This is a genomic window from Sphingomonas aliaeris, from assembly GCF_016743815.1.
GTDB lineage: Bacteria > Pseudomonadota > Alphaproteobacteria > Sphingomonadales > Sphingomonadaceae > Sphingomonas > Sphingomonas aliaeris.
Genome location: NZ_CP061035.1, coordinates 3,441,244 through 3,462,432 on the forward strand (window position 1 = coordinate 3,441,244; position 21,189 = coordinate 3,462,432).

Genomic DNA, 21,189 nt, shown 5'->3' on the forward strand with positions numbered 1-21,189 from the left:
TCATATAGCTAACCCGCCCCATGACTGCAATCTCGCGAGTGACGGCGGGTATCGCGCGCGCTATTGGAGTTCCATGAACCGGCTTGCGCTTTCCATCGTCGTCCCGTGCTACAATGAGGCGGCATGCCTCGACATCCTGCATGCGCGTATTTCCGCCGCCGCGCGGACCGCGGTGGGCGAGGATTACGAGATCGTCCTGATCAACGATGGGTCGAAGGACGAAAGCTGGCCCGTGATGCAACGGCTTGCCTCCGGCGATCCGCACCTTGTCGCGATCAACCTGTCGCGTAACCACGGCCACCAGCTTGCCCTGACCGCCGGGCTGGACCTGTGCGCGGGGCAGCAGATCCTGATCATCGATGCCGATCTGCAGGATCCACCCGAATTGCTGGCTGACATGCGCGCAACGATGGCCGCGCAGGATGCCGACGTCGTCTATGCCGTGCGACGCAAGCGCGAAGGCGAGACGGTGTTCAAGAAGCTGACGGCGGCGATCTTCTATCGCATGCTCGACCGGCTGACCGACACGCCGATCCCGCTCGACACGGGGGGATTTCCGCCTGATGAGCAGGCGTGCGCTGGACGCGTTCCTGAGCCTGCCGGAACAGGCGCGCTTCATCCGCGGGATGGTCGCGTGGATCGGTTTCCGCCAGGTGCCGTTCCCGTACGACCGGGCGGAACGGCATGCGGGGGAGACCAATTACCCGCTGGGCAAGATGGTGCGGCTGGCTTTCGACGCGGTGACCGGATTCTCGACCGCGCCGCTGCGCTTCGCCAGTCATGTCGGACTCGCGCTGACGGGCATGTCGGCGCTGTTGTTCGTCTATATCGCGATCGGTTTCCTGTCGGGCAGCGCGGTGCAGGGCTGGACGTCGACCATGCTGATCGTCGTGGCGATCGGCGCGGTGCAGATGTTCGTGCTGGGGATGATCGGCGAATATCTCGGGCGGCTGTACGTCGAATCGAAGCGGCGGCCGCTGTATCTGGTGTCGGACATTGCCGGACCGGTGCAGGGGGTCGCGACGCTCGGATATCGTGCCGAACCTCGCATGGAGCCACTGCCGCCGGGACCGGTCGAGGCTATGATCTCGCGTCCTGCGGAGTAATCCCATTATTCCGTTCGTGCTGAGCCTGTCGAAGCACCTGTTCCGGGGACACGCCCTTCGACAAGCTTGTCTGTCTGGAATGGTGTAATCGGCAAGGTGCCTGAGCCGGGTGGCCACCCGGCTCAGGCGGCGGATGTGAGGCCGTTCGACAAGCCGGTCGACAAAGACCGTTCCTGAGCAGGGCCACATCCGTCTTCCCAAACCCCGGACAGTTGCCTGGGGCCGTGCTTACGGACCCCGCATGACAAGCTTGGGAGACCGGATCATGTCACACTCCGACCTCTTTGTCGGCATCGATGTTGCCAAGGACGAACTCGTTATCCACGCTCATCCGGCAGGAATGCTCTGGCGGGTACCCAATACCAAGACCGGCATTGCCGCACTCGGCCGCAAGCTTGTCCGGCTTGCCGGTACGGCGTGCCTGCGGATCGGCTTCGAGGCATCGGGCGGTTACGAGCGCAAGCTCGCCATCCTGCTCGATCGGATGGACGTTACAGCCTATCTCCTCGATCCGGCACGCGTGCGCAGTTTCGCCCGTGCCGAGCGACAACTCGCGAAAACCGACCCACTCGATGCGGCCGTCATCGCGCGGTGTCTGGCAGCACTGCATCCCGAACTGACGCCCTATGTCCATGATCCCGAGGCCGTGAGGCTGGCCGAGCATGTCCGCATGCGCGATCTTGCCGTCGCCCAGGCGGTCCAGTTCGGCAATCAGTTGGAGAGCATCGCCGATCCCGCCATGCGCCGCCTCGTCGTCGCGCAGGTCGCACGGCTCAAGGCCCTGGTTCTGCGCATCGAAAAAGCCATTGCCAGCGTCATCGCCGCCTCGCCCGATCTGGCCGCTCGCGAAGCCCTGCTCCGCACAGCACCCGGCGTCGGGCCGGTCGTTGCCGCATGCCTGCTGGCACGCATGCCAGAACTCGGACGCCTCTCCAGTCGACAGGTCGCAGCGCTTGCTGGCCTCGCCCCCTTCGATCGCCAAAGCGGCAAGACCAGCCGGCCGGGGCGATGCTCGGGCGGCAGGCCCAGCATCAGACGTTGTCTCTATCTGGCCGCGCTCAGCATCGCGCGCTCGGGCAAGGGGCAACTCGCCGCTACCACCAACCGCCTGCGAGAGGCCGGCAAACCCTTCAAGCTTGCCATCGTCGCCACAATGCGAAAACTGCTCGTAACCCTCAACGCGATGGTCAAAAACAATACCGAATATCGCACCGCGTGAACACAGTTGCTCAGGACGAACGGTTGGAGTGGTTCAATCCTGCCGGACGAACGCTCAGCCTTTAGGTTCGGCCAGCGTGATGATGGACACGCCGGGCGACATCGGCACGCGGCCGACGAGATGGCGTTCCATCCGGAAGATCGTTTCGAACAGGCTGTTCACGGCCTTTGGCGGCGGTGAATCGTCGCTGTCGTCGCGCCCGGTCATCCGCCCCGCCAGCCGTGCGGCGGCGGCGAGCGGGAAGAGCAGCGAATTGAAATAGCCGAGCTTTCGCGGCTCCAACCCGGCCTTGGCCAGCGCCGTGGCCAGCGTCTTCTTCGAATAGCGCCGGTGATGATGATTGACCACGTCGTGCGCGCTCCACAGCCATTGATGCGCCGGGACGGTGATCAGGATTTTGCCGCCGGGCTTCAGGCATGCGGCCATCGCCTTCAGCGCGGCGACGTCGTCCTCGATATGTTCGACGACGTCGAGCACTGCGATCAGATCATAGGCATCGCGCTCGATGCCCGGAAGGATCGGCAATGGCGCATCGCCGACCGGCCGGCCGAGCCGCAGCGACGCGATGTCGCGCGCGGCGGGATCGATCTCGATCGCCTCGACGCTGCCGAAACTGGCCAGCATGGGCAGATTGTGCCCCGTGCCGCAGCCGATCTCCAGGATGCGCGCCTGTTCCGGCAGTCGCCCCTCCCGCGTCAGATAATCGGCCAGAATGTCGCGCCGGGCACGATACCACCAATGCGTGGAATCATGCGCAGCCATGCGGTCGTAGACGATTCTATCCATTGATTTTGGCCATCAGCCGAACACCAGCCAGCGATTGAGAATGAAGGTGAAGATGGTCGCCAGCGCGATCGCGGGCAATGCGATCGCCCAGGCCGGCAGCCCGAAATGCGCGGTGCCGATCCAGGTGACGAGTGCGTTCAGCGCGACGCCCGAACTTTGCACCGCGACGAATTTCACTTGCTGCTGGCCACCCGCCTCGCGCGTGCCGTGCCCCTTGAAGCTCCAGCGGCTGTGCAGGAAATAGCCCGCCGTCACCGCCACGGCGAATGCGGGCGGCACGGCGTAGACCGACTTGGCCCCGAGAAACACCCAATGCGTCAGCGGCAGGAAAACGGCGAGATAGATCACCGTCGAAATTCCGCCGGCAATGCCGAACCGGATGATCTGTCCAAGCAGGCCACTCGCGCGCAGGCTTTCGATTTGTCTGATGATCGCGGTCACGCCTGCCTTGCCCTTTGTGACGGTGGCAGTAGAGCGCGGGACGGGGTGAGGAAAGCATTTTGAACGAACCTGCAAAATCCGGCGTGCAGTTGCGAGACGAACTGGATCGCAACTGGGTGAAGCTGACGCTGATCGCATGGGTGCTGCTGGTCGGCTGGTACGTGTTCGACCGGGGGAATTCGATCCACTGGCTGTCGCTGGGCGATACCGACGACAATATGCGGCTGGCACAGGTGCGGGCGCTGCTCGACGGGCAGGGCTGGTACGATCTGCGGCAATACCGGCTGAGCCCGCCCAAGGGCTTCGACATCCACTGGAGCCGGCTGGTCGACCTGCCGATCGCGGGCATGATCCTGCTGTTCCGTCCATTCGTCGGGACGGGCGAGGCGGAGCGGATGGCGTGCGGGCTGGCGCCGTTGCTGCCCCTGTCGATCACGATGATCGGTCTGGCCGCGACGGTGCGCCGGCTGGTCAGCCCGGTCGCATGGCCGCTCGCCATCGTGTTTCTGGTCGGCGCGACCGCGACGATGCTGATGTTCATGCCCGACCGCGTTGATCATCACGGCTGGCAACTGGCGATGCTGAGCCTGACGGTAGCGGGATTGTGCGATCCCCGTCAGGCGCGCGGGGGGCGCGATCGTGGGCGCGGCCAGTGCATTCTCGCTGACGATCGGGCTGGAGATGCTGCCTTATGTCGCGATGGCCGGTGCGATCATCGGATTGCGCTGGGTATGGGACCGGGCCGAGGCACGTCGCCTGATGATCTATGCGCTGACGCTGGGTGCGGGCAGCGCGATCGGCTACGTCCTGTTCGCCTCCAATGCCAACCGCGTGCTGCGATGCGATGCGCTGACCCCCCGTCTGGCTGAGCGTGATGGTCGTCGGCGGAGCCTTGCTGTACGCGATGGGGCTGGTGAATCCAGAGAAGCGCTGGCAGCGGCTTTCGCTTGCGCTCGTCGCGGCGGCGGTCGTTGGCGGAGGGTTCGCCTGGCTATTCCCGCAATGCCTGGGCCGGCCGGAACAGGTATCGCCCGAACTGGCGCGGACGTGGCTGAACAACGTCAAAGAAGCGCGGCCGGTCTATAAACACGCCTTCCGCATGGCCTTCCCGATCGTCGCGCTGCCAGTGATCGGCGTGATCGGTGCCGCGGTCGCGACGTGGCGCGCCCGCAAGGCACCGAACATCACCGGCTGGGTTCCGGTGTTGATGTTCGTCACCTTCGCCGCGCTGATGCTGTTGTGGCAGACGCGCGCCGGACCGGCGGCGCAATTGCTGGCGGTGCCGGGCGCGGTGGCGCTGGGCTGGATCGTGCTGCCCTGGTGCCTCGATTCGCGATTCATGCTGGTCCGCGTGTTCGGCACGGTGGCGGCGTTCCTGACGGTGTCGGGGCTGTTCGCCGGACTGATCGCGACGCCCAAGAGCTTCAACCTGTTCGGCTGGCGGTTGAATTATACGGCGCCGAATCCGCCGAGCAAGCGCATCCAGACGGTCAACCGCTCGACCGGCCTGTGCCTGACCCTGCCCGCGATGCGTGCGCTGGACCGCTATCCGAAGCAGACCGTAATGACCTTCGTCGATCTCGGCCCGCGGCTGATCGTGCTGACGCATCACAATGCCATCGCCGGTCCGTATCACCGCAATGGCGAGCAGATCCTGGACGTGCAGCACGCCTTTTCCCGCAGCCCTGCGAATTTCCGCGCGATCGCTCGCAAATATGGGGCGACGTTGCTGCTGGTCTGCCCGAACATGGCGGAATCGACCGTGTACCGGGCGCGCAACCCCGGCGGGTTCTACGACCAGCTGGCGCACAACAGGCGGCCCGACTGGCTGAAGCCGTTACCGCTGCCGCGCAATTCCCCGTTCCGGCTGTGGCATATCGAATAACAGCCGCGCCGGGGATCAGGTCAGGCTGATCCGCACCCCGTCGATCACGAACTGCACCGCCAGTGCGGCGAGCAGGACGCCGAGCAGGCGGGTGATCACCGCCTCGATCTTCGCACCCAGCACGCGCATGATCGGGCCGGCGGCGAGCAACGCGACCAACGTCAGTAGCAGGATCGTCGCGAGCGAGCCGAGCACGACCAGGGATGCCTCCAGCCCGTGCGACCGGCCCATCAACAGCATGACGGAGGCGATGGACCCCGGCCCGGCGATCATCGGCATGGCCATCGGGAAGATCGACACGTCCTCCACTTCCGGAGTCGCGGCAACCTTGGCGGCGCGATCCTCGCGGCGTTCGGTGCGCTTTTCGAACACCATTTCCAGCGCGATGAGGAACAGCATGATCCCGCCGGCGATGCGGAAGCTGGCCAGGTTGATGCCGAGGCCCTTGAGCAACGCTTCCCCGAACAGCGCAAAGACTAGCAGGATCGCGGCAGCGACCAGCACCGCGCGCACGGCCATCGAGCGGCGTTGGATCGCGCTCGCCCCCGTCGTCAGCCCGGCATAGATCGGTGCGCAACCCGGGGGATCGATGACCACGAAGAACGTGATCAGCGACGAGATATAGAGTTCGATCATCGCTCGCCCCCGTTCGGCGCGGTCTCGATCATCGGTACGCCAGCGCGGCGGTGCGCGGAGATCAAGGTGTTGCGCAGCAGGCAGGCGATCGTCATCGGCCCGACGCCGCCGGGCACCGGCGTCACCGCGCCCGCCACGCTCATCGCGCCGGCGAAATCGACATCGCCGACCAGCCCCGCCGCGGTGCGGTTGATGCCGACGTCGATCACGCACGCACCGGGTTTGAGCCATTCGCCCTTGATCATCTCCGCGCGACCGACCGCGGCGATGACGATGTCCGCCCGTGCGACGACGCCCGCCAGATCGCGGGTGCGGGAGTGCGCGACGGTGACGGTGCAGCTTTCGGCGATCAGCAATTGCGCCATCGGCTTGCCGACGATGTTCGACCGTCCGATCACCACCGCATCGAGGCCCGACAGGTCGCCGAGCGTATCCTTCAGCAGCATGACGCAGCCCGCCGGGGTGCAGGGCACGAAGCCGTCCAGCCCGGTCGCCAGCCGCCCGGCATTGACCGGGTGGAACCCGTCTACGTCCTTGTCGGGGTCGATCCGCGTGATCACGGCCTGTTCGTCGATATGCGGCGGCAGGGGCAACTGCACGAGGATGCCGTCCACTTCCGCATCGCCGTTCAGCCGATCGATCACCGCCAGCAGATCGTCCTGATCGACATCGGCGGGAAGGCGGTGTTCGAAGCTCTGCATCCCCGCCTCGCGCGTGGCCTTGCCCTTCGAGCGGACATAGACCGCGCTCGCAGGATCCTCGCCGACAAGCACTACGGCGAGCCCGGGGACGCGTCCGCTTGCTGCGTGAAAGGCCGCGACGCCCTCGCCGACCCGCGCGCGAAGCCCCGCCGCAAAGGCCTTACCATCGATGATCTGTGCGCTCATGGCGCCGCCTCATAGAGACGCCGGGCGATCTCCGCCAGCGCCTGTGGGTCGCCGGGGATGTGCAGCCGCTTCACGCGCGCGGTGTCGCCCGAAATGATCGAGACGCTTCCCTTGGCGACCCCGAAAGCCTTTGCGATCAGCGGGATGAGCGCCGCGTTGGCGGCACCATCGACCGGTGGCGCGGTCAGCCGGGCGGTGAAATGCTCGGGGGTGCCGGGCGCGAAAGTTTCCCGCGATGCGCGCGGCGTGACGCGGACGGCGACGACGATGCCGTCCGACGCCGTCGTCCAGGCCGGCACGTGCCGCGACTCACGCCGTCAGGGTGAAGACGCCGATCACACCGACGAGGCGGCGACGCCGAACATCAGCTGGTTGATCCCTGCGCTGACCAGCTTCTGCAGGATCAGGAGGATGACCAGGACGACCAGTGGCGACAGGTCGAGCGCGCCGAAATCGGGAAGGATACGGCGGATCGGGCGATAGAGCGGCTCGGTCATCCGGCGTAGCGCTTCCCAGATCGTGCGCACCGTGTCGTTATCGGTGTTGATCACGTTGAAAGCGATCAGCCAAGACAGGATCGCCTGCACGATGATGATCCACCACACGACGGTTAGGAGCACCTGGACGATCTGTAGAATGACGATCAATGACGGTCTCCGGATAAGGTTGTCGTCCCCCGATAGCCCATGCGGCCATCGGGGAACAACACCCGACCGTCCGGGCGGAGGATGCGCCGCGATCCGGCGCGCCGATATCAGGCGGTGACGAGTGTCCGGTGGTCGGCGGGGCCGGAACGGCGCGCGGGGGGTGACGATGCGTTCGGCGACGCTGACGACCGCGACGTGGTTGCGCGCGCGTGCCTCTTCCGGGCCGGCGGGCAGCGGATCGGCGCGGCGCAGCTTGGCCACCGCGCGGCGATCCAGGCTGTCGTCGCCCGACGATCCGACGACGCGGATGTCGCCGATGCCGCCATCGGGATAGACGGTGAAGGACAGCATCACGACGCCGGTGCGATAGTCGCAATCCGGGCTCATCGGATCCTGCAGCGTGACGCGGGCGATAACGTTGCCGAGTTCGGCGATCCAGCGGTTCATGTCGGCCCAGCCGGTCGGTTCGGTGCGGTTCGTATCGGGCATGAGGGAGTACTCCTGCTTCGGGGACTCGCAGGATAGGCCGGGGATGTGATGCTTACGCTACCGCCACGTGACGGTTTGGCGACAGCGACGCGCGCCCGGGCCGGGGACCGGTCTTTCCAGCCGTCGTCATTCCCGCGAAGGCGGGAATCCATAATCACGCACCCTTGCGGCTGATGAAACAAGGTCAGCCAGTATGGATTCCCGCCTTCGCGGGAATGACGATGAAGTTGCGGCGGTTCAGCCGCGAAATATCAACCTCTCAGCGGTGGACCAGCGTGCCGGCGCCTTCGCGGGTGAAGATTTCCAGCAGCATGCCGTGGGGCACGCGGCCGTCGATGATGACCGCGGCGTCGACCCCGCCCTCGACCGCAGCGACGCAGGTCTCCAGCTTGGGGATCATGCCGCCCGTCACGGTGCCGTCCGCGCGCAGTTCGGCGATGCGCGCGGGGTCCAGATCGGTGAGCAATTCGCCCTGCTTGTCGAGCACGCCGACCACGTCGGTCAGCAGGAAGAAGCGCGACGCACCGAGCGCGGCAGCGATCGCGCCGGCCATCGTATCGGCGTTGATATTGTAGGTGTGCCCGTCCGCCCCGATCGCGATCGGCGCGATGACCGGGATGATTCCGGCCGCCGAGAGCGTATCGATGATGCGCCGGTCCACCCCGACCGGTTCGCCGACGAAGCCGAGATCGACGTGCCGTTCGATCCCCTGCAATTTGTCGGGCGTGCTGCGGCCGACCTTTTCCGCGGTGACGAAGCCCGCATCCTTGCCCGACAGGCCGACCGCGCGGCCGCCCGCCTGACCGATCCAGCCGACGATTTCCTTGTTGATGCTGCCCGCCAGAACCATCTCGGCGATCTGCGCGGTCTCCGCATCGGTGACGCGCAGGCCGTCCACGAAGCGCGATTCGACGCCGAGCCGCTTGAGCATGGCGCCGATCTGCGGCCCGCCGCCATGCACGACGACCGGGTTGATGCCGACCGCCTTCAGCAGCACCACGTCCTCGGCGAAATCGCGCTGCAATTCGGGGCTGCCCATCGCATGCCCGCCATATTTCACGACGAACGTCTGCCCCGCATAACGCTGGAGATACGGCAGCGCCTCGACGAGCGTCTCGGCCTTTTCGAGCAAGGCGGCGGGGGGCGTATGATCGGTCATGGCGCGCGCCTTAGCGGCTCGTGTCGGCGAGCGAAAGCAGGAGTGGGCTGAGGCGGATCAGGCGCGATCCAGCCGCCGGCCGAGCGACACCACCAGATAGATGAGCGGCGGCACGAGCAGGACCGACAGCGTGATCTTCGCAAGCATCTGCCCCGCGATCAGCTCGCCGATCGGGAAGACGCCGTAGAATGCGATCGTCGCGAACAGCAGGGTATCCACGATCTGGCTGAGCACGCTGGCGATCGCGGCGCGGAACCAGAGCAGCTTGCTCCCCTCCCTGCCCTTCATCGCGGCGAAGATCGTGACGTTCAGCGTCTGCGAGATGCCATAGGCGATGATCCCGCCGAGCCAGATCCGCCATGTCGCGCCGAGCACGAGCTGGATCGCGTCGCGATTGGCGGGCTGCATGTCGGGTGACGCCGGCAGCAGATGGACGATCCAGGACAGGATGATCGAGATGATCAGCGGGACGAATCCGATGCGGACGAGCTGGTTCGCGACCTTCGGACCGTGCAGTTCGGCGACCGCGCTGGACACGATGACCAGCAGCAGGAAGGCGAATATCCCCGCCTCCACCGCCAGCGGCCCGAGCCCGAAGACCGGGCCGATCGCCGACAATGGCCCCAAAGAGACCTGTTTGTTGCCGAGCACCCCGGCGATGCACACCATGCCGCCGTAGAAGATCGAGAAGACGAAGGGCGAGCGGGATATCTTGATCGGAGCGGTTTCCATCGCGCCGACGCTACCCGTTCGGGCGGTCGCGTCAATCCGTCTGGGAGGCCGGAAGCGCGGCCGGGCCGGGTGCGGCACACAATTCGGTTGCGGAATCCCTGCCAAAGCTGCGAAGCGTGGGGAAAGGCGGGCCACGGGCCCGAGCGGGGATTACGGGGTACGATGAACAGGTTCCTTATCGGTCTGGCGGGTATGGCCGTGATCCTGGGCATCGCGGTGCTGCTGTCGAACGACCGCCGGGCGATCCGCCTGCGCGTCGTCGGCGCGGCGTTCGCCCTGCAGGCCGGGATCGCCGTGCTGGTGCTGTATTCCGAAGCCGGCAAGATGATCCTGAGCGAGATGTCGGGCGGGGTCGCGAACCTGCTCGGCTATTCGCAAAAGGGCACGGAATTCCTGTTCGGCACGCTGGCGACGCCGGAGATCGGCGGACGCAGCTTCGCGATCGCCGCGCTGCCGGTGATCATCTTCTTCGCCAGCCTGGTGTCGATCCTCTATTATCTCGGCATCATGCAGCTGATCGTGCGCTGGGTCGGCGGCGCGATCGAATGGGTGATCGGCGTGTCGAAGGTGGAATCGCTGTGCGCGGCGGCGAACATCTTCGTCGGGCAGAGCGAATCGCCGCTCGTCATCCGCCCGTATCTGGCGGGCCTGACCCCGCCGCAATTGTTCACGGTGATGACCAGCGGGATGGCCGGCGTCGCGGGGACGATCCTGGCGGCCTATGCGTCGATGGGGATCCGCATCGACTATCTGCTCGCGGCAAGCTTCATGGCGGCACCGGGCGGGATCCTGATGGCCAAGATCATCATGCCGGACAGCCGCGCGACGCCCGATGGCGAACTGCCGCTGGGCGACGTGCCGGAAAGCATCGCGGGCGAGCCGCTGCCGCAGGCGACGCATGACGAGGAAAAGCCGGCAAACCTGATCATGGCGGCGGCACAGGGTGCGCAGACCGGCGTCAAGCTGGCGGTCGCGGTGGGCGCGATGGTGCTGGCGTTCGTCGCTTTGGTCGCGCTCGCCAACGGGCTGCTCGGCGGGATCGGGGCGTGGTTCGGCTATCCGGGCCTAAGCTTCCAGGGGCTGCTCGGTTATGTCTTCGCGCCGATCATGTTCCTGCTGAACGTGCCGTGGCACGAGGCGGGGATCGCCGGCGGGCTGTTCGGGCAGAAGATCGTGCTGAACGAATTCGTCGCCTATATCAGTCTCGGCGCGCAGCAGGCGCAGAACGGCGCGCTCAGCCCGCGCACCGTTGCCGTCGTCACCTTTTCGCTGTGTGGATTCGCCAATTTCAGCTCGATCGCGATCCAGATGGCGGTGACGGGCAGCCTCGCACCGAACCAGCGCCCGATGATCGCCAGGCTGGGCCTGCGCGCGCTGGCGGCGGGCAGCCTCGCCAATCTGATGTCGGCGGCGCTGGCGGGATTGCTGATCGCCTGACCCCCCTGACCGGCGGCAGCGACCCGAAGGCCATCGCGGACCCGCCTCTCGACTGATACAAATCAACACGGTAAACGGCACGGGTCTGCCGCCGGGCCGACGTGTATTGCGTGACAGATATTTCATCCTGCCGACACGCTCCGCGCAGCGCGCCGGCGCTAGGGGCTGCGCACGTCACCATGTCAAAGCCCATCTTCTTCGATGCCCGGGGGACGCGCCGTCGCTGGTCGCTCCGCAGCCTGTTCGCCGCGATCGCCGCCCTGGTGATTGCCGCGGGCCTGTTCGCTATGACCATCCTGAACGTGCCATCGGGCGAGCCGTTGCCGATCCGGTACGAACGCGCGCACGCCACGCCAGTGCTGGTCGACCAGGTCACCGCGATCCGCCGCAAGATCAGCGGCAGCCTGCGTTCGCTCGGCTGGTTGCCAAAGCATAACGCCCGCGGCAAGCCGGGTGGGAAGCCGCTGTCGGTCGGCTTCTACGTGCCGTGGGACGATGCCAGCCGCGTGTCGCTGAGCGCGCATATGGACCAGTTGAACTGGGTCGTGCCGGCCTTTTTCAGCATCGGGCCGGATCATAAGCTGGTCGAGACACCCGATCCGCGCTTCGACCTGATCATGGGCACCACGACCCGCCGTCCTGCCGTGCTGCCGATGCTGCAGAATATCGCGGGCGGCAATTGGGACGGTGCGGGCATGGCGACGCTGATGCACGACGTGCCCAAGCGGCGCGCGATGCTGGTGGAATTCGCGGACGCGCTCGAGAAGCACCGATCGATCGGCGCGGTGTTCGACCTGGAGAGCCTGCCGGAAAATTCGCTGAACGATTATCGTGCGTTCCTGGCCGATGCGCGCAGGATCTTCGCGCCGCGCAAATTGCTCGTCACGGTCACGGTTCCCGCTGGCGACGAGGCGTGGGATCTGCGCGCGTTCGCCAAGGTCTCCGATCGCGTGTTCCTGATGAATTACGACGAGCATTGGCAGGGCGGCACCGCAGGGCCGATCGCATCGCAGCCCTGGTTCCTGCACCAGTTGCGCAACGCCGTGGCCACGGTCGGGCGCGACAAGCTGATCGTCGCCTATGGCAGCTATGGCTATGATTGGCACGGCGAGGGCAAGGACGCGCATGTCGATGCGCTGACGATCGAGGAGGCGTGGCTCGCCGCGCATGACAGCGGCGCCAAGATCACGTTCGATCCTGCGAGCGGCAATACGACCTTCGCCTATAACGACGGCACGACCGACCATCACGTCTGGATGCTGGATGCGACCGCGGTTTGGAACCAGTTGCGCGTGACGCATGCGATGGGGGTCAATTCCGTCGCGCTCTGGCGGTTGGGCAGCGAGGACCCCGGCATCTGGGCCGGATTGGCGGCATGGCAGGGCAAGGGGATGCCCGATTTGTCGAAGATCAGCCCGTTGACCAATGTCGATGTCGAGGGAAATGGAGAGATCTTGCGCATCGCCGCTACGCCGGCTGATGGCAGCCGGACGGTCCGCAGCGATGCGAACCGGCTGATCCGCGACGTAAACTACACCAAATTGCCGACGCCGTTCATCGTCCAGCGCGTCGGCGACCGGCCGAAGGAACTGGCGCTGACGTTCGACGACGGGCCGGACGGGACATGGACGCCCAAGATCCTGGACATATTGAAGGCGAAGAAGGCGGTCGGCACCTTCTTCATCGTCGGCGAGAATGCGATCGCGCACCCCCTGCTGATGCGGCGGATCGTCGACGAAGGCAGCGAGATCGGCAACCACAGCTATACGCACCCGAACATGGCGCTGGCATCGCCGCGCGGGATCGGGGTCGAACTGAACGCAACGCAGCGGCTGATCCAGGCCTATACCGGGCGCGGCACGCGGCTGTTCCGCGCACCCTATTTCGGGGATGCCGAACCGACCACCGAGGACGAACTGTTCCCCGCGCTGCAGGCGCAGGAGCGCGGCTATACGATCGTCGGGCTGCACGTCGATCCGAACGACTGGCAGCGTCCTGGCGTCGATGCGATCGTGAACCAGACGGTGGATCAGGTGCTGGCCGCGACGGACGAACGATCGGGCAACGTAATCCTGCTGCACGATGGCGGTGGCGACCGGTCCGAAACGGTAATTGCGCTGCCGCGGATCATCGATCGGTTGCGGGAGAAGGGGTACAGCTTCGTGCCCGTATCGCGGCTCGCCGGGCTTTCGCGCGAGCAGGTGATGCCGAGCATCGCAGGCAACGACCTGTTCGCGGTGCGCGTCGACGTCGCCATCTTCGCCTTTCTGGCGTTTATCGGCTGGGCGCTGAAATGGATGTTCTTCCTGGCCATCTCGCTGGGTATCGCGCGTGCGATCCTGATGGCGGGGCTGGCGATGTGGAACAAGCGCCGCGAACTGGGCATCATCCCGCCGCCGTTCGATACGGAGCGTCTGGTGTCGGTGATCATCCCGGCATGGAACGAGGAACGTGTGATCGTGTCGTCGATCACGCGTGTGCTGGCGAGCACGGATGCACGGATCGAGGTGATCGTCGCCGACGACGGATCGATCGACGGCACCAGCGCGGTCGTCGCCGCGGCATTCGGTTCGGACCCCCGCGTGCAATTGCTGACACTGGCGAACGGCGGCAAGGCCGAGGCGCTCAACCGCGCGCTGACGCATGCCCGGGGCGAGATAATCGTCGCGCTGGATGCCGATACGCAATTCGAGAAGGAAACCGTCGCACGGCTGGTGCGCTGGTTCGACGATCCGCAGATCGGTGCGGTCGCGGGCAATGCGAAGGTCGGCAACCGCGTCAACCTGGTCACGCGCTGGCAGGCGGTGGAATATGTCACCGCGCAGAATGTCGAGCGCCGCGCGCTGGCGCAATTCGATGCGATGATGGTCGTGCCCGGCGCGGTCGGGGCGTGGCGCCGCGCTGCGCTGGATGAGGTCGGCGGCTATCCGATCGACACGCTGGCGGAGGATCAGGACCTGACGATCGCGATCCAGCGTGCCGGCTGGCGGATCGCCTATGACGTCGATGCCGTCGCCTGGACCGAATCGCCCGAAAGCTTCACAGCACTGGCCAAGCAGCGCTTCCGCTGGGCGTTCGGGACGCTGCAATGCCTGTTCAAGCATCGCAGCGTGTTGCGGACGCGCAAGCCAAGGGGCCTGGCGACCGTCGGCATGCCGCAGGCGTGGCTGTTCCAGATCCTGTTCGCCGCGGTGTCGCCGGTGATCGATCTGGCGCTGATCGTCTCGATTTTCGATACGTGGGTGCGGGTGTCGCAGCATGGCTGGGCGCAGACGCAGAGCGACGTGTTCATGATGGGCACGTACTGGATCGCCTTCACGACGATCGACGTGCTGTGCGGCTGGATCGCCTATCGCCTGGAACCACGCGAACCGCGCTATCCCGCGCACCTGCTGATCGCGCAACGCTTCGTCTATCGGCAGGTGATGTACTGGGTCGTGCTGAAGGCGATCGGCGCGGCGATCAGCGGGCTGGGCGTCGGCTGGGGCAAGCAGGAACGGACCGGCAGTGTCGAGGCGGAAGCGCGCGCCTGATCTGGTGCGCAGCGCTGGTACACGGTGCATTCGTCGTGCGTAACGGGATGTTCCGATCGCCTGCCGTCGGCCAAGCGATACGGATCCTGTAAGAGTCAGGCGCAGTCTCACGCGGCGCATGGGTACTGCACGAGCCTGCCGGATGCGATTCCTAAGGGGATCTTCCCTGGAACGGGCCGTCGAACTTATCGATGCCCTGCTGTCGAGCGCTCCGCTGAACATCGCGGTCGTCTATGCCGGATGCTTTCCGATCGTCCCGGCAACAATGGCGATCGACGTCGTTCGTGAACGGCCACTTACCGTCAATCGGCAACAAGATGCCGCCGCGTCCTGCGTCGGGGAAACAAGTATCGGCATTTTTCCCGCTGTTTGGCCCGACCGCGCGATCGACGACCTAAACTTCATTCAGTCGCGATCGCCGCACTTCGTCGAAATCCAACCATTGGAGTTCCCTTGTACAAATCACTTCTTCTCTCAGCCGTCGCGCCTGTCGCGTTGATCATGCCCGCTGCCGCGCAGACCGTAGCCGGTCCACCCACGCCCGCTCCGGTCAAGCCGACGTACAACGACACGGTGACGACTGGCGTGGCAAAGGGACGGGATCGACTGGACAGCGCGACCTCCACCAGTACGCTTAGGGATGTCGATATCGCGAAGCTGGCGCCGCGATCGACCGGCGAGTTGCTACGCGATTTGCCCGGGATCCGGTCCGAGGCATCGACCGGTGAGGGATACGGTAATCTGACGATCCGTGGCCTGCCGATCGCAACATCGGGCGTGAAGTTCGTGCAGTTGCAGGAGGACGGCCTTCCCGTCTTCGAATTCGGCGACCTGCAGGGAATGGGGGCGGATTCGCTGATCCGCGCGGATCTGAACCTCTCGCAGGTCGAGGTGATCCGTGGCGGATCGGCGTCGACCTTCGCCTCGAATTCGCCGGGCGGCATCATCAACTTCGTGTCGAAGACCGGCGATGTCGAAGGCGGTGCGATCGCGCTGACCGCCGGGCTGGATTACGGCCTGTATCGCAGCGACTTCGATTATGGCGCACGGCTGAGCGACACACTGCGCTTCCATATCGGTGGCTTCTATCGCCAGGGGGAAGGGCCGCGGCGTGCTGGGTATGATGCGCAAAAGGGTGGGCAAATCAAGGTGAACATCACCAAGGAATTCGCCGGCGGCTATATTCGTCTTTACGGTAAATATCTGAACGATAGGACGCCATTCTACGATGCCGCGCCGATGATGGTGACGGGGACGAACGACGACCCCAAATACTCAGATATCGCGAGTTTCGACGCCAATCACGACACCATGCTATCGCGCAACATCCGCCAGAATGTCGTGCTCGATCGCAACAATACCGTCGCCATGCGCGACATCGGCGACGGGCATACGGTGAAGTCGTCGGCATTCGGGGTGGAAACGCAGTTCGAGCTGGCCGGGTGGACGATAACCGACCGCTTCCGCTACGCCACCGCGTCGGGCGGGATGACGACGCCGTTCACGTCGGCATACCTTCCCGCGGCACTCGCGCTCGGCCGGCTGGGCGGCGCAGGCGCCCGTGCATCCTATGCGAACGGCCCGCTGGCCGGGCAGGCGATCACCAGTCCGGCGACCCTGAACGGCAACGGGCTGATCGCGATCCTCAACATCCTGGACCTGCGGGTCGAATCGCAGCGTAACGTCACCAACGACATACGCGGATCGCGCACGTTCGAACTGGGCGGCGGCAACCTGACGACCACCGGTGGCTTCTATGCCGGCCGGCAAACGGTCGATATCGGCGCGTACTGGACGACAAAGGTGTCCGAAGTGCGCGGCGATGGCCGAGCGGCATTGATCAACGTCTTCGACGCGACGGGACGGCCGCTGACGGAGAATGGCGTCTATGCCTATAATCTGGCGCTGGCGGGCGGAACGCGTCGCCGCAGTACGATCGTCGATTATGCCGTCAACGCACCGTTCGCATCGGTGAACTATCATGTCGGCCGGATCGCGATCGGCGCCAGCGTCCGCTACGACTATGGCACGGCGAAGGGCTTCCTGCTGGGTTCGGATCTGGGTGGCGGGCGGGTCGGAACGATCACGCAGGACGTCAACAGGGACGGCGTGATCTCCGCGCCGGAAACGATGGTCGGCGTAACGCCGCTGACCTCGCCAGCACCGGTCGATTACAGCTACAACTACCTGTCCTATTCGACCGGCGTGAATTTCCGCATCGCCGAGCCGATCGCCGTGTTCGCCCGGTACAGCCGGGGCGGGCGGGCCAATGGCGAGAGAATCCTGTTCAGTCCGATCGTCAGCACGACGACCGGCGCACTGAACGTGCCGAGTGCAGCGGCAGACCCGGTCAAACAGGCCGAGATCGGCGTCAAGTATCGGCGATCGGATCTGACGCTGAACCTGACCGGCTTCTGGGCCAAGGCGCAGGACAGCAATGTCGATTCCGTGACGAACCAGCCCGTGGCCCGAATGTACCGCGCCACCGGCGTAGAATTCGAGGGCGGATATCGCACCGGAATCTTCAGCCTGACCGCCGGCGGAACCTACACCTCCGCAAAGATCCTCGCCGATCAGTTCAACCCCGCCAATGTCGGCAAGACACCACGTCGCCAGGCGAAATTCACCTTCCAGACTACGCCGCAGATCATGACCGACCGGTTTGCGGTCGGCGCGGCCTTCATCGGCACCACCGGTTCCTATGCGCAGGACAATGACGCCCTGCGCGTGCCGGGCTATGTGACGACCAATGCGTTCGTACAGGTCCGGCCGACGGAAAAGCTGTTGCTGAGCCTGAACGCGAACAACCTGTTCGATACGCTGGCCATCGTGTCGGTCGACGAGGCGGCGATCCCGGCGACCGGCATCGTGCGGGTCCGCCCGCTCAACGGCCGGACGGTATCTGCGACCGCACGCTTCGACTTCTGACGGCGGGCGCGACGGACGAGCATCTTACCCGCCATTCGTGCCAGTTGCACATCGTCGAGCGGTGGGGTCGGTTTCCCACCGCTCGACGGCCCGGTGGTGGAGCGGCCCCCTTGGAGCTGCATCGAGCAACGATGTAGATCATTGGTCTTCCTGTCGATACGAGTCTGCATAAGTCGGCAAACAGGAAGGCGGGTTAGGGGCATGACGCGATTGCAACGTGCGAACAATGTCGCCGACCTGCGCCTGATGGCACGCCGCCGCCTGCCACGTCCGATCTTCGACTATATCGATGGCGGGGCAGACGACGAAGTGTCGCTGCGTCGCAATGCCGACGCGTTCACGGACTATGAACTGATCCCGGACGTCCTCAACGACGTTTCCGACATCCGGACAGAGACGAGTATCTTCGGGCAGCCTTCGCGCTGGCCGCTGATGCTGTCGCCCACCGGGCTGACCCGGATGTTTCACGGCCATGCCGAACTGGCCGTCGCCCACGCGGCGGCGCGACATGGCCTGCTCTACAGCCTGTCGACGATGGGCACGACGCGGCTGGAGGATCTTGCGCAGGCTTTTGGAGGCCCCAAGGTTTTCCAGATATACATCTTCAAGGACCGCGGACTGACTGCGGAATTCGTCGCGCGGTGTCGCGAGGCGGGGTTTCACGGCCTCGCGCTGACGGTCGACACGCCCGTTGCCGGCAATCGCGAGCGCGACCGGGTGAGCGGCCTTTCCCTGCCGCCCAAGCTGACGCTGCGGTCGATGCTCAGTTTCGCGCTTCACCCCTCCTGGTCGCTTCCCGCGCTCACCGGGTCGAAATTCGACCTCGCCAATGTCAGTCACAAGATCGACGCGCTGGCGTCGGGACCGATGAGCCTGTTCGACTATATCGGCGCGCAGTTCGACCGGTCGGTCGGCTGGCGCGATGTCGAATGGCTCGCGCGCGAATGGAACGCCCCGTTGTCCATCAAGGGAGTGATGACGCCCGAGGATGCGCGCCGATCGATCGATTCGGGTGCGACCGGGGTGATGATCTCGAACCATGGCGGGCGACAACTGGACGGCGCACCCGCCCCGGTCGATCAGATCGCGGCGGTGCGCGACGCAGTCGGCGATGCGCCGGACGTGATTTGCGACGGCGGCATCAGGCGCGGTTCGGACGTGGTGAAGGCGCTGGCGCTGGGGGCGACCGCCTGCTCGATCGGGCGTCCCTATCTTTACGGACTGGCGGCGGGCGGCGAGCCGGGTGTCGACCGGCTGCTGACACTTTTGCACGAGGAATTCGTCCGGACCCTAACGCTGGCCGGCGTCAACGACATCGCCGCCCTGTCCGCCCGCCACGTCCGGCGGCGGGCCAACGGCGCTGGCCCCGCCGCATAGCGGGCCGCCTATGGAGTTGCCGTGTTATTCCGCAGCGGATAGCAGAACGGCATGCGTATCATTCTTGCCGCCGCCGTCGCGGCCCTGTTCGTCGCCCCCGCCGCCTCGCAGCAGATCCCGGCCCCGATCCTCACCACGCCGGAAGCGAAAGACGTGTGGACGCATGCCCGGCCCGAAGTGGCGCGCGTGACTCACGTGGCACTCGATTTGCGGGCGGACTTTGCGGCGAAGACGATGGCCGGCACCGCCACGCTGGACGTGCTCGCGGCGAAGGGCGCGCGGGAGATCGTTCTCGACGTGGACGACCTGGATATAAGCAGCATCACCGATGCATCGGGTAAAAAGCTGCCGTACGTCGTCGGATCGGACGACCCGGACCTGGGCCAGGCACTGAAGATCCAGTTGAACGGCGCGCGCCGGCTGGTGGTGACATACAGTTCGAAACCGGGTGCCTACGCGCTGCAATGGCTGGCGCCCGAACTCACCGGCGGCAAGCGCAAGCCGTATCTGTTCAGCCAGGGCCAGGCGATCAACAATCGCAGCTGGATTCCGACGCAGGACAGCCCGGGCATCCGCCAGACGTGGGAGGCGCGCATCACCGTGCCGGCCGATCTGGTCGCGGTGATGAGCGGCGACCGTCTGGACGGCAGCACCGGCCGGCCCGCTGCTCGCGGCGAACACAGCTTCCGGTTCCGGATGGACAAGCCCGTTCCGCCGTATCTGATCGCGATGGCGGTGGGCGATCTCGCCTTCAAGCCGGTCGGCCCGCGTTCGGGCGTGTGGTCCGAACCGGCGATGCTGGACGCGGCGGTGCGGGAGGTCGGCGACGTCGAGAAGATGATCGATGCCGCGGAGGCGCTGTACGGTCCGTATCGCTGGGGCCGCTACGACATGCTCGTGCTGCCGCCCAGCTTTCCATATGGCGGGATGGAGAACCCCACCCTCACCTTCCTGACGCCCACGATCATCACCGGCGATCGTTCGAACACCGACGTGGTCGCGCACGAACTGGCGCACAGCTGGTCAGGCAACCTCGTCACCAATGCGACCTGGTCCGACAGCTGGCTGAACGAGGGCTTCACGACCTATTTCGAGAACCGCATCATGGAGGCGGTCTACGGACGCGAGCGGGCGGCAATGTATTCCGATCTCGACTGGGACGGTCTCCAGCGCGATATCAAGGCAGCCGGTGGCGCACAGGCGCCCGCGACGCGCCTGCATGGCGATCCGGGATCGACGTTCGGGCAACTGGATTACTTCAAGGGATCGACGTTCCTGCGGACGATCGAACAGGCGGTCGGGCGTCCGCGCTGGGACGCGTATCTGCGGTCCTATTTCGACCGCCACGCCTTTCAGCCGCAAACCACCGCGGGGTTCCTTGCGGATATGCGCCGCCACCTGATCCGCGGGGATGCGCCGCTGGAGGCGAAGCTGGAGCTGGACCGCTGGGCCTATCAACCCGGCCTGCCGGACAATGCGGTCCATGTCACCTCCGCGACGCTGGCGCAGGTGGATGCCAAACTGGCCGCCGTAAACGCCGGCGGCCCGATATCGGCGGTCCAGCCGCAGGGTTGGGCGACGCAGCAATGGTCGCGGTTCCTGAATGGCCTGCCGCGCCGGCAGACTCCCGGAACGGCTGAAGGAACTGGACGAGACGCTTGGCCTTTCGGCCTCCTCCAACGGCTATGTCCGTTCGGCCTGGGCGGAACTGGCCATCGCCAATCGATACGATCCGGCATTGCCGGGGATCGAGGCGTTCGTGCAGCGCGTCGGCCGCGGATTGCTCATCTATCCGGTCTATCGCGGCCTCATGGCGCAGGGCGACTGGGGCCGTCCCCGCGCCGCCGCTTTCTTCGCCAAGGCTAAATCCGGTTATCATCCGGGGACTGCGGCGGCGGTCGAAAGGATCGTGAACGGCCGGTAGAGT

General features: G+C 65.6%; 16 protein-coding genes and 2 pseudogenes. 10 read left to right on the forward strand and 8 right to left on the reverse strand.

Features of this window, described 5'->3' with window-relative positions; all coding sequences use genetic code 11:
- Positions 1 to 73: 73 nt before the first annotated feature.
- Positions 74 to 1,106 (forward strand): annotated as a pseudogene (locus tag H5J25_RS16295) (glycosyltransferase family 2 protein).
- Positions 1,107 to 1,371: 265 nt separating this feature from the next.
- Positions 1,372 to 2,325 carry an IS110 family RNA-guided transposase gene (locus H5J25_RS16300; protein WP_202090443.1) on the forward strand — a complete coding sequence of 318 codons (954 nt, stop codon included), beginning with the start codon at positions 1,372 to 1,374 and terminating at the stop codon, positions 2,323 to 2,325.
- Positions 2,326 to 2,379: 54 nt separating this feature from the next.
- Here H5J25_RS16300 and H5J25_RS16305 read toward each other — a convergent pair whose 3' ends face one another.
- Positions 2,380 to 3,111 (reverse strand): class I SAM-dependent methyltransferase, encoded by a 732-nt coding sequence (locus H5J25_RS16305; RefSeq protein ID WP_202092882.1) that lies wholly within the window; start codon positions 3,109 to 3,111, stop codon positions 2,380 to 2,382.
- Positions 3,112 to 3,123: 12 nt separating this feature from the next.
- Positions 3,124 to 3,552 (reverse strand): GtrA family protein, encoded by a 429-nt coding sequence (locus tag H5J25_RS16310; RefSeq protein WP_225883188.1) that lies wholly within the window; start codon positions 3,550 to 3,552, stop codon positions 3,124 to 3,126.
- A gap of 59 nt (positions 3,553 to 3,611) precedes the next feature.
- Between H5J25_RS16310 and H5J25_RS21435 the strand changes: the two genes are divergently transcribed.
- Both H5J25_RS21435 and H5J25_RS21440 read left to right on the forward strand, forming a co-directional pair.
- Positions 3,612 to 4,421 carry a hypothetical protein gene (locus tag H5J25_RS21435; protein ID WP_318781329.1) on the forward strand — a complete coding sequence of 270 codons (810 nt, stop codon included), beginning with the start codon at positions 3,612 to 3,614 and terminating at the stop codon, positions 4,419 to 4,421.
- Between the two features lie 5 nt (positions 4,422 to 4,426).
- Positions 4,427 to 5,437 (forward strand): hypothetical protein, encoded by a 1,011-nt coding sequence (locus H5J25_RS21440; RefSeq protein WP_318781330.1) that lies wholly within the window; start codon positions 4,427 to 4,429, stop codon positions 5,435 to 5,437.
- A 15-nt stretch (positions 5,438 to 5,452) separates the two neighbouring features.
- On the opposite strand, the gene H5J25_RS16320 is transcribed toward H5J25_RS21440, so the two are convergent.
- The 6 genes from H5J25_RS16320 to H5J25_RS16345 form a co-directional block, all read right to left on the reverse strand.
- On the reverse strand, positions 5,453 to 6,073 hold the full coding sequence (locus H5J25_RS16320; protein WP_202092890.1) for a MarC family protein: 621 nt from the start codon (positions 6,071 to 6,073) through the stop codon (positions 5,453 to 5,455).
- Positions 6,070 to 6,960, reverse strand: coding sequence for a bifunctional methylenetetrahydrofolate dehydrogenase/methenyltetrahydrofolate cyclohydrolase FolD (gene folD, locus H5J25_RS16325; protein ID WP_202092892.1), 891 nt, complete (start codon positions 6,958 to 6,960; stop codon positions 6,070 to 6,072). Before folD ends, H5J25_RS16320 begins: the two co-directional genes overlap by 4 nt.
- Positions 6,957 to 7,259: a DUF167 domain-containing protein gene (locus H5J25_RS16330; protein WP_202092894.1), complete on the reverse strand. Its 303-nt coding sequence runs from the start codon at positions 7,257 to 7,259 to the stop codon at positions 6,957 to 6,959. The genes folD and H5J25_RS16330 overlap by 4 nt, the downstream gene beginning before the upstream one ends.
- A gap of 36 nt (positions 7,260 to 7,295) precedes the next feature.
- On the reverse strand, positions 7,296 to 8,096 hold the full coding sequence (locus tag H5J25_RS21445; protein WP_202092896.1) for a YggT family protein: 801 nt from the start codon (positions 8,094 to 8,096) through the stop codon (positions 7,296 to 7,298).
- Positions 8,097 to 8,355: 259 nt separating this feature from the next.
- A complete protein-coding gene (gene argB, locus H5J25_RS16340; RefSeq protein WP_202092898.1) occupies positions 8,356 to 9,255 on the reverse strand; it encodes an acetylglutamate kinase in 900 nt (299 codons plus the stop codon).
- Positions 9,256 to 9,312: 57 nt separating this feature from the next.
- Positions 9,313 to 9,987: a queuosine precursor transporter gene (locus H5J25_RS16345; protein WP_202092900.1), complete on the reverse strand. Its 675-nt coding sequence runs from the start codon at positions 9,985 to 9,987 to the stop codon at positions 9,313 to 9,315.
- Positions 9,988 to 10,149: 162 nt separating this feature from the next.
- Here H5J25_RS16345 and H5J25_RS16350 point away from each other — a divergent pair, with 162 nt between their 5' ends.
- From H5J25_RS16350 to H5J25_RS21720, 6 genes and pseudogenes are all read left to right on the forward strand, one after another.
- Positions 10,150 to 11,424, forward strand: a complete 1,275-nt coding sequence (locus H5J25_RS16350; protein WP_202092901.1) for a NupC/NupG family nucleoside CNT transporter — start codon at positions 10,150 to 10,152, stop codon at positions 11,422 to 11,424.
- Between the two features lie 179 nt (positions 11,425 to 11,603).
- On the forward strand, positions 11,604 to 14,957 hold the full coding sequence (locus tag H5J25_RS16355; RefSeq protein ID WP_202092911.1) for a glycosyltransferase: 3,354 nt from the start codon (positions 11,604 to 11,606) through the stop codon (positions 14,955 to 14,957).
- Positions 14,958 to 15,075: 118 nt separating this feature from the next.
- Positions 15,076 to 15,456, forward strand: a complete 381-nt coding sequence (locus H5J25_RS16360) for a hypothetical protein (protein WP_202092912.1) — start codon at positions 15,076 to 15,078, stop codon at positions 15,454 to 15,456.
- A gap of 2 nt (positions 15,457 to 15,458) precedes the next feature.
- Positions 15,459 to 17,885 (forward strand): TonB-dependent receptor domain-containing protein, encoded by a 2,427-nt coding sequence (locus H5J25_RS16365; protein ID WP_202092918.1) that lies wholly within the window; start codon positions 15,459 to 15,461, stop codon positions 17,883 to 17,885.
- Between the two features lie 201 nt (positions 17,886 to 18,086).
- Positions 18,087 to 19,262: an alpha-hydroxy acid oxidase gene (locus tag H5J25_RS16370; RefSeq protein ID WP_202092920.1), complete on the forward strand. Its 1,176-nt coding sequence runs from the start codon at positions 18,087 to 18,089 to the stop codon at positions 19,260 to 19,262.
- A 51-nt stretch (positions 19,263 to 19,313) separates the two neighbouring features.
- A pseudogene (locus H5J25_RS21720) lies at positions 19,314 to 21,186 on the forward strand (M1 family metallopeptidase).
- Positions 21,187 to 21,189: the final 3 nt, after the last annotated feature.

Bases quoted from the DNA above. Each gene is read 5' to 3' on its own strand.
- H5J25_RS16300 (WP_202090443.1), top strand. From the start codon at position 1,372: ATGTCACACTCCGACCTCTTTGTCGGCATCGATGTTGCCAAGGACGAA.
- argB (WP_202092898.1), bottom strand. From the start codon at position 9,255: ATGACCGATCATACGCCCCCCGCCGCCTTGCTCGAAAAGGCCGAGACG.
- H5J25_RS16370 (WP_202092920.1), top strand. From the start codon at position 18,087: ATGACGCGATTGCAACGTGCGAACAATGTCGCCGACCTGCGCCTGATG.
- H5J25_RS16360 (WP_202092912.1), top strand. From the start codon at position 15,076: ATGGGTACTGCACGAGCCTGCCGGATGCGATTCCTAAGGGGATCTTCC.
- H5J25_RS16345 (WP_202092900.1), bottom strand. From the start codon at position 9,987: ATGGAAACCGCTCCGATCAAGATATCCCGCTCGCCCTTCGTCTTCTCG.
- H5J25_RS16355 (WP_202092911.1), top strand. From the start codon at position 11,604: ATGTCAAAGCCCATCTTCTTCGATGCCCGGGGGACGCGCCGTCGCTGG.
- H5J25_RS16320 (WP_202092890.1), bottom strand. From the start codon at position 6,073: ATGATCGAACTCTATATCTCGTCGCTGATCACGTTCTTCGTGGTCATC.
- H5J25_RS21440 (WP_318781330.1), top strand. From the start codon at position 4,427: ATGGTCGTCGGCGGAGCCTTGCTGTACGCGATGGGGCTGGTGAATCCA.
- H5J25_RS21445 (WP_202092896.1), bottom strand. From the start codon at position 8,096: ATGCCCGATACGAACCGCACCGAACCGACCGGCTGGGCCGACATGAAC.
- H5J25_RS16365 (WP_202092918.1), top strand. From the start codon at position 15,459: ATGCCCGCTGCCGCGCAGACCGTAGCCGGTCCACCCACGCCCGCTCCG.
- folD (WP_202092892.1), bottom strand. From the start codon at position 6,960: ATGAGCGCACAGATCATCGATGGTAAGGCCTTTGCGGCGGGGCTTCGC.
- H5J25_RS16350 (WP_202092901.1), top strand. From the start codon at position 10,150: ATGAACAGGTTCCTTATCGGTCTGGCGGGTATGGCCGTGATCCTGGGC.
- H5J25_RS16305 (WP_202092882.1), bottom strand. From the start codon at position 3,111: ATGGATAGAATCGTCTACGACCGCATGGCTGCGCATGATTCCACGCAT.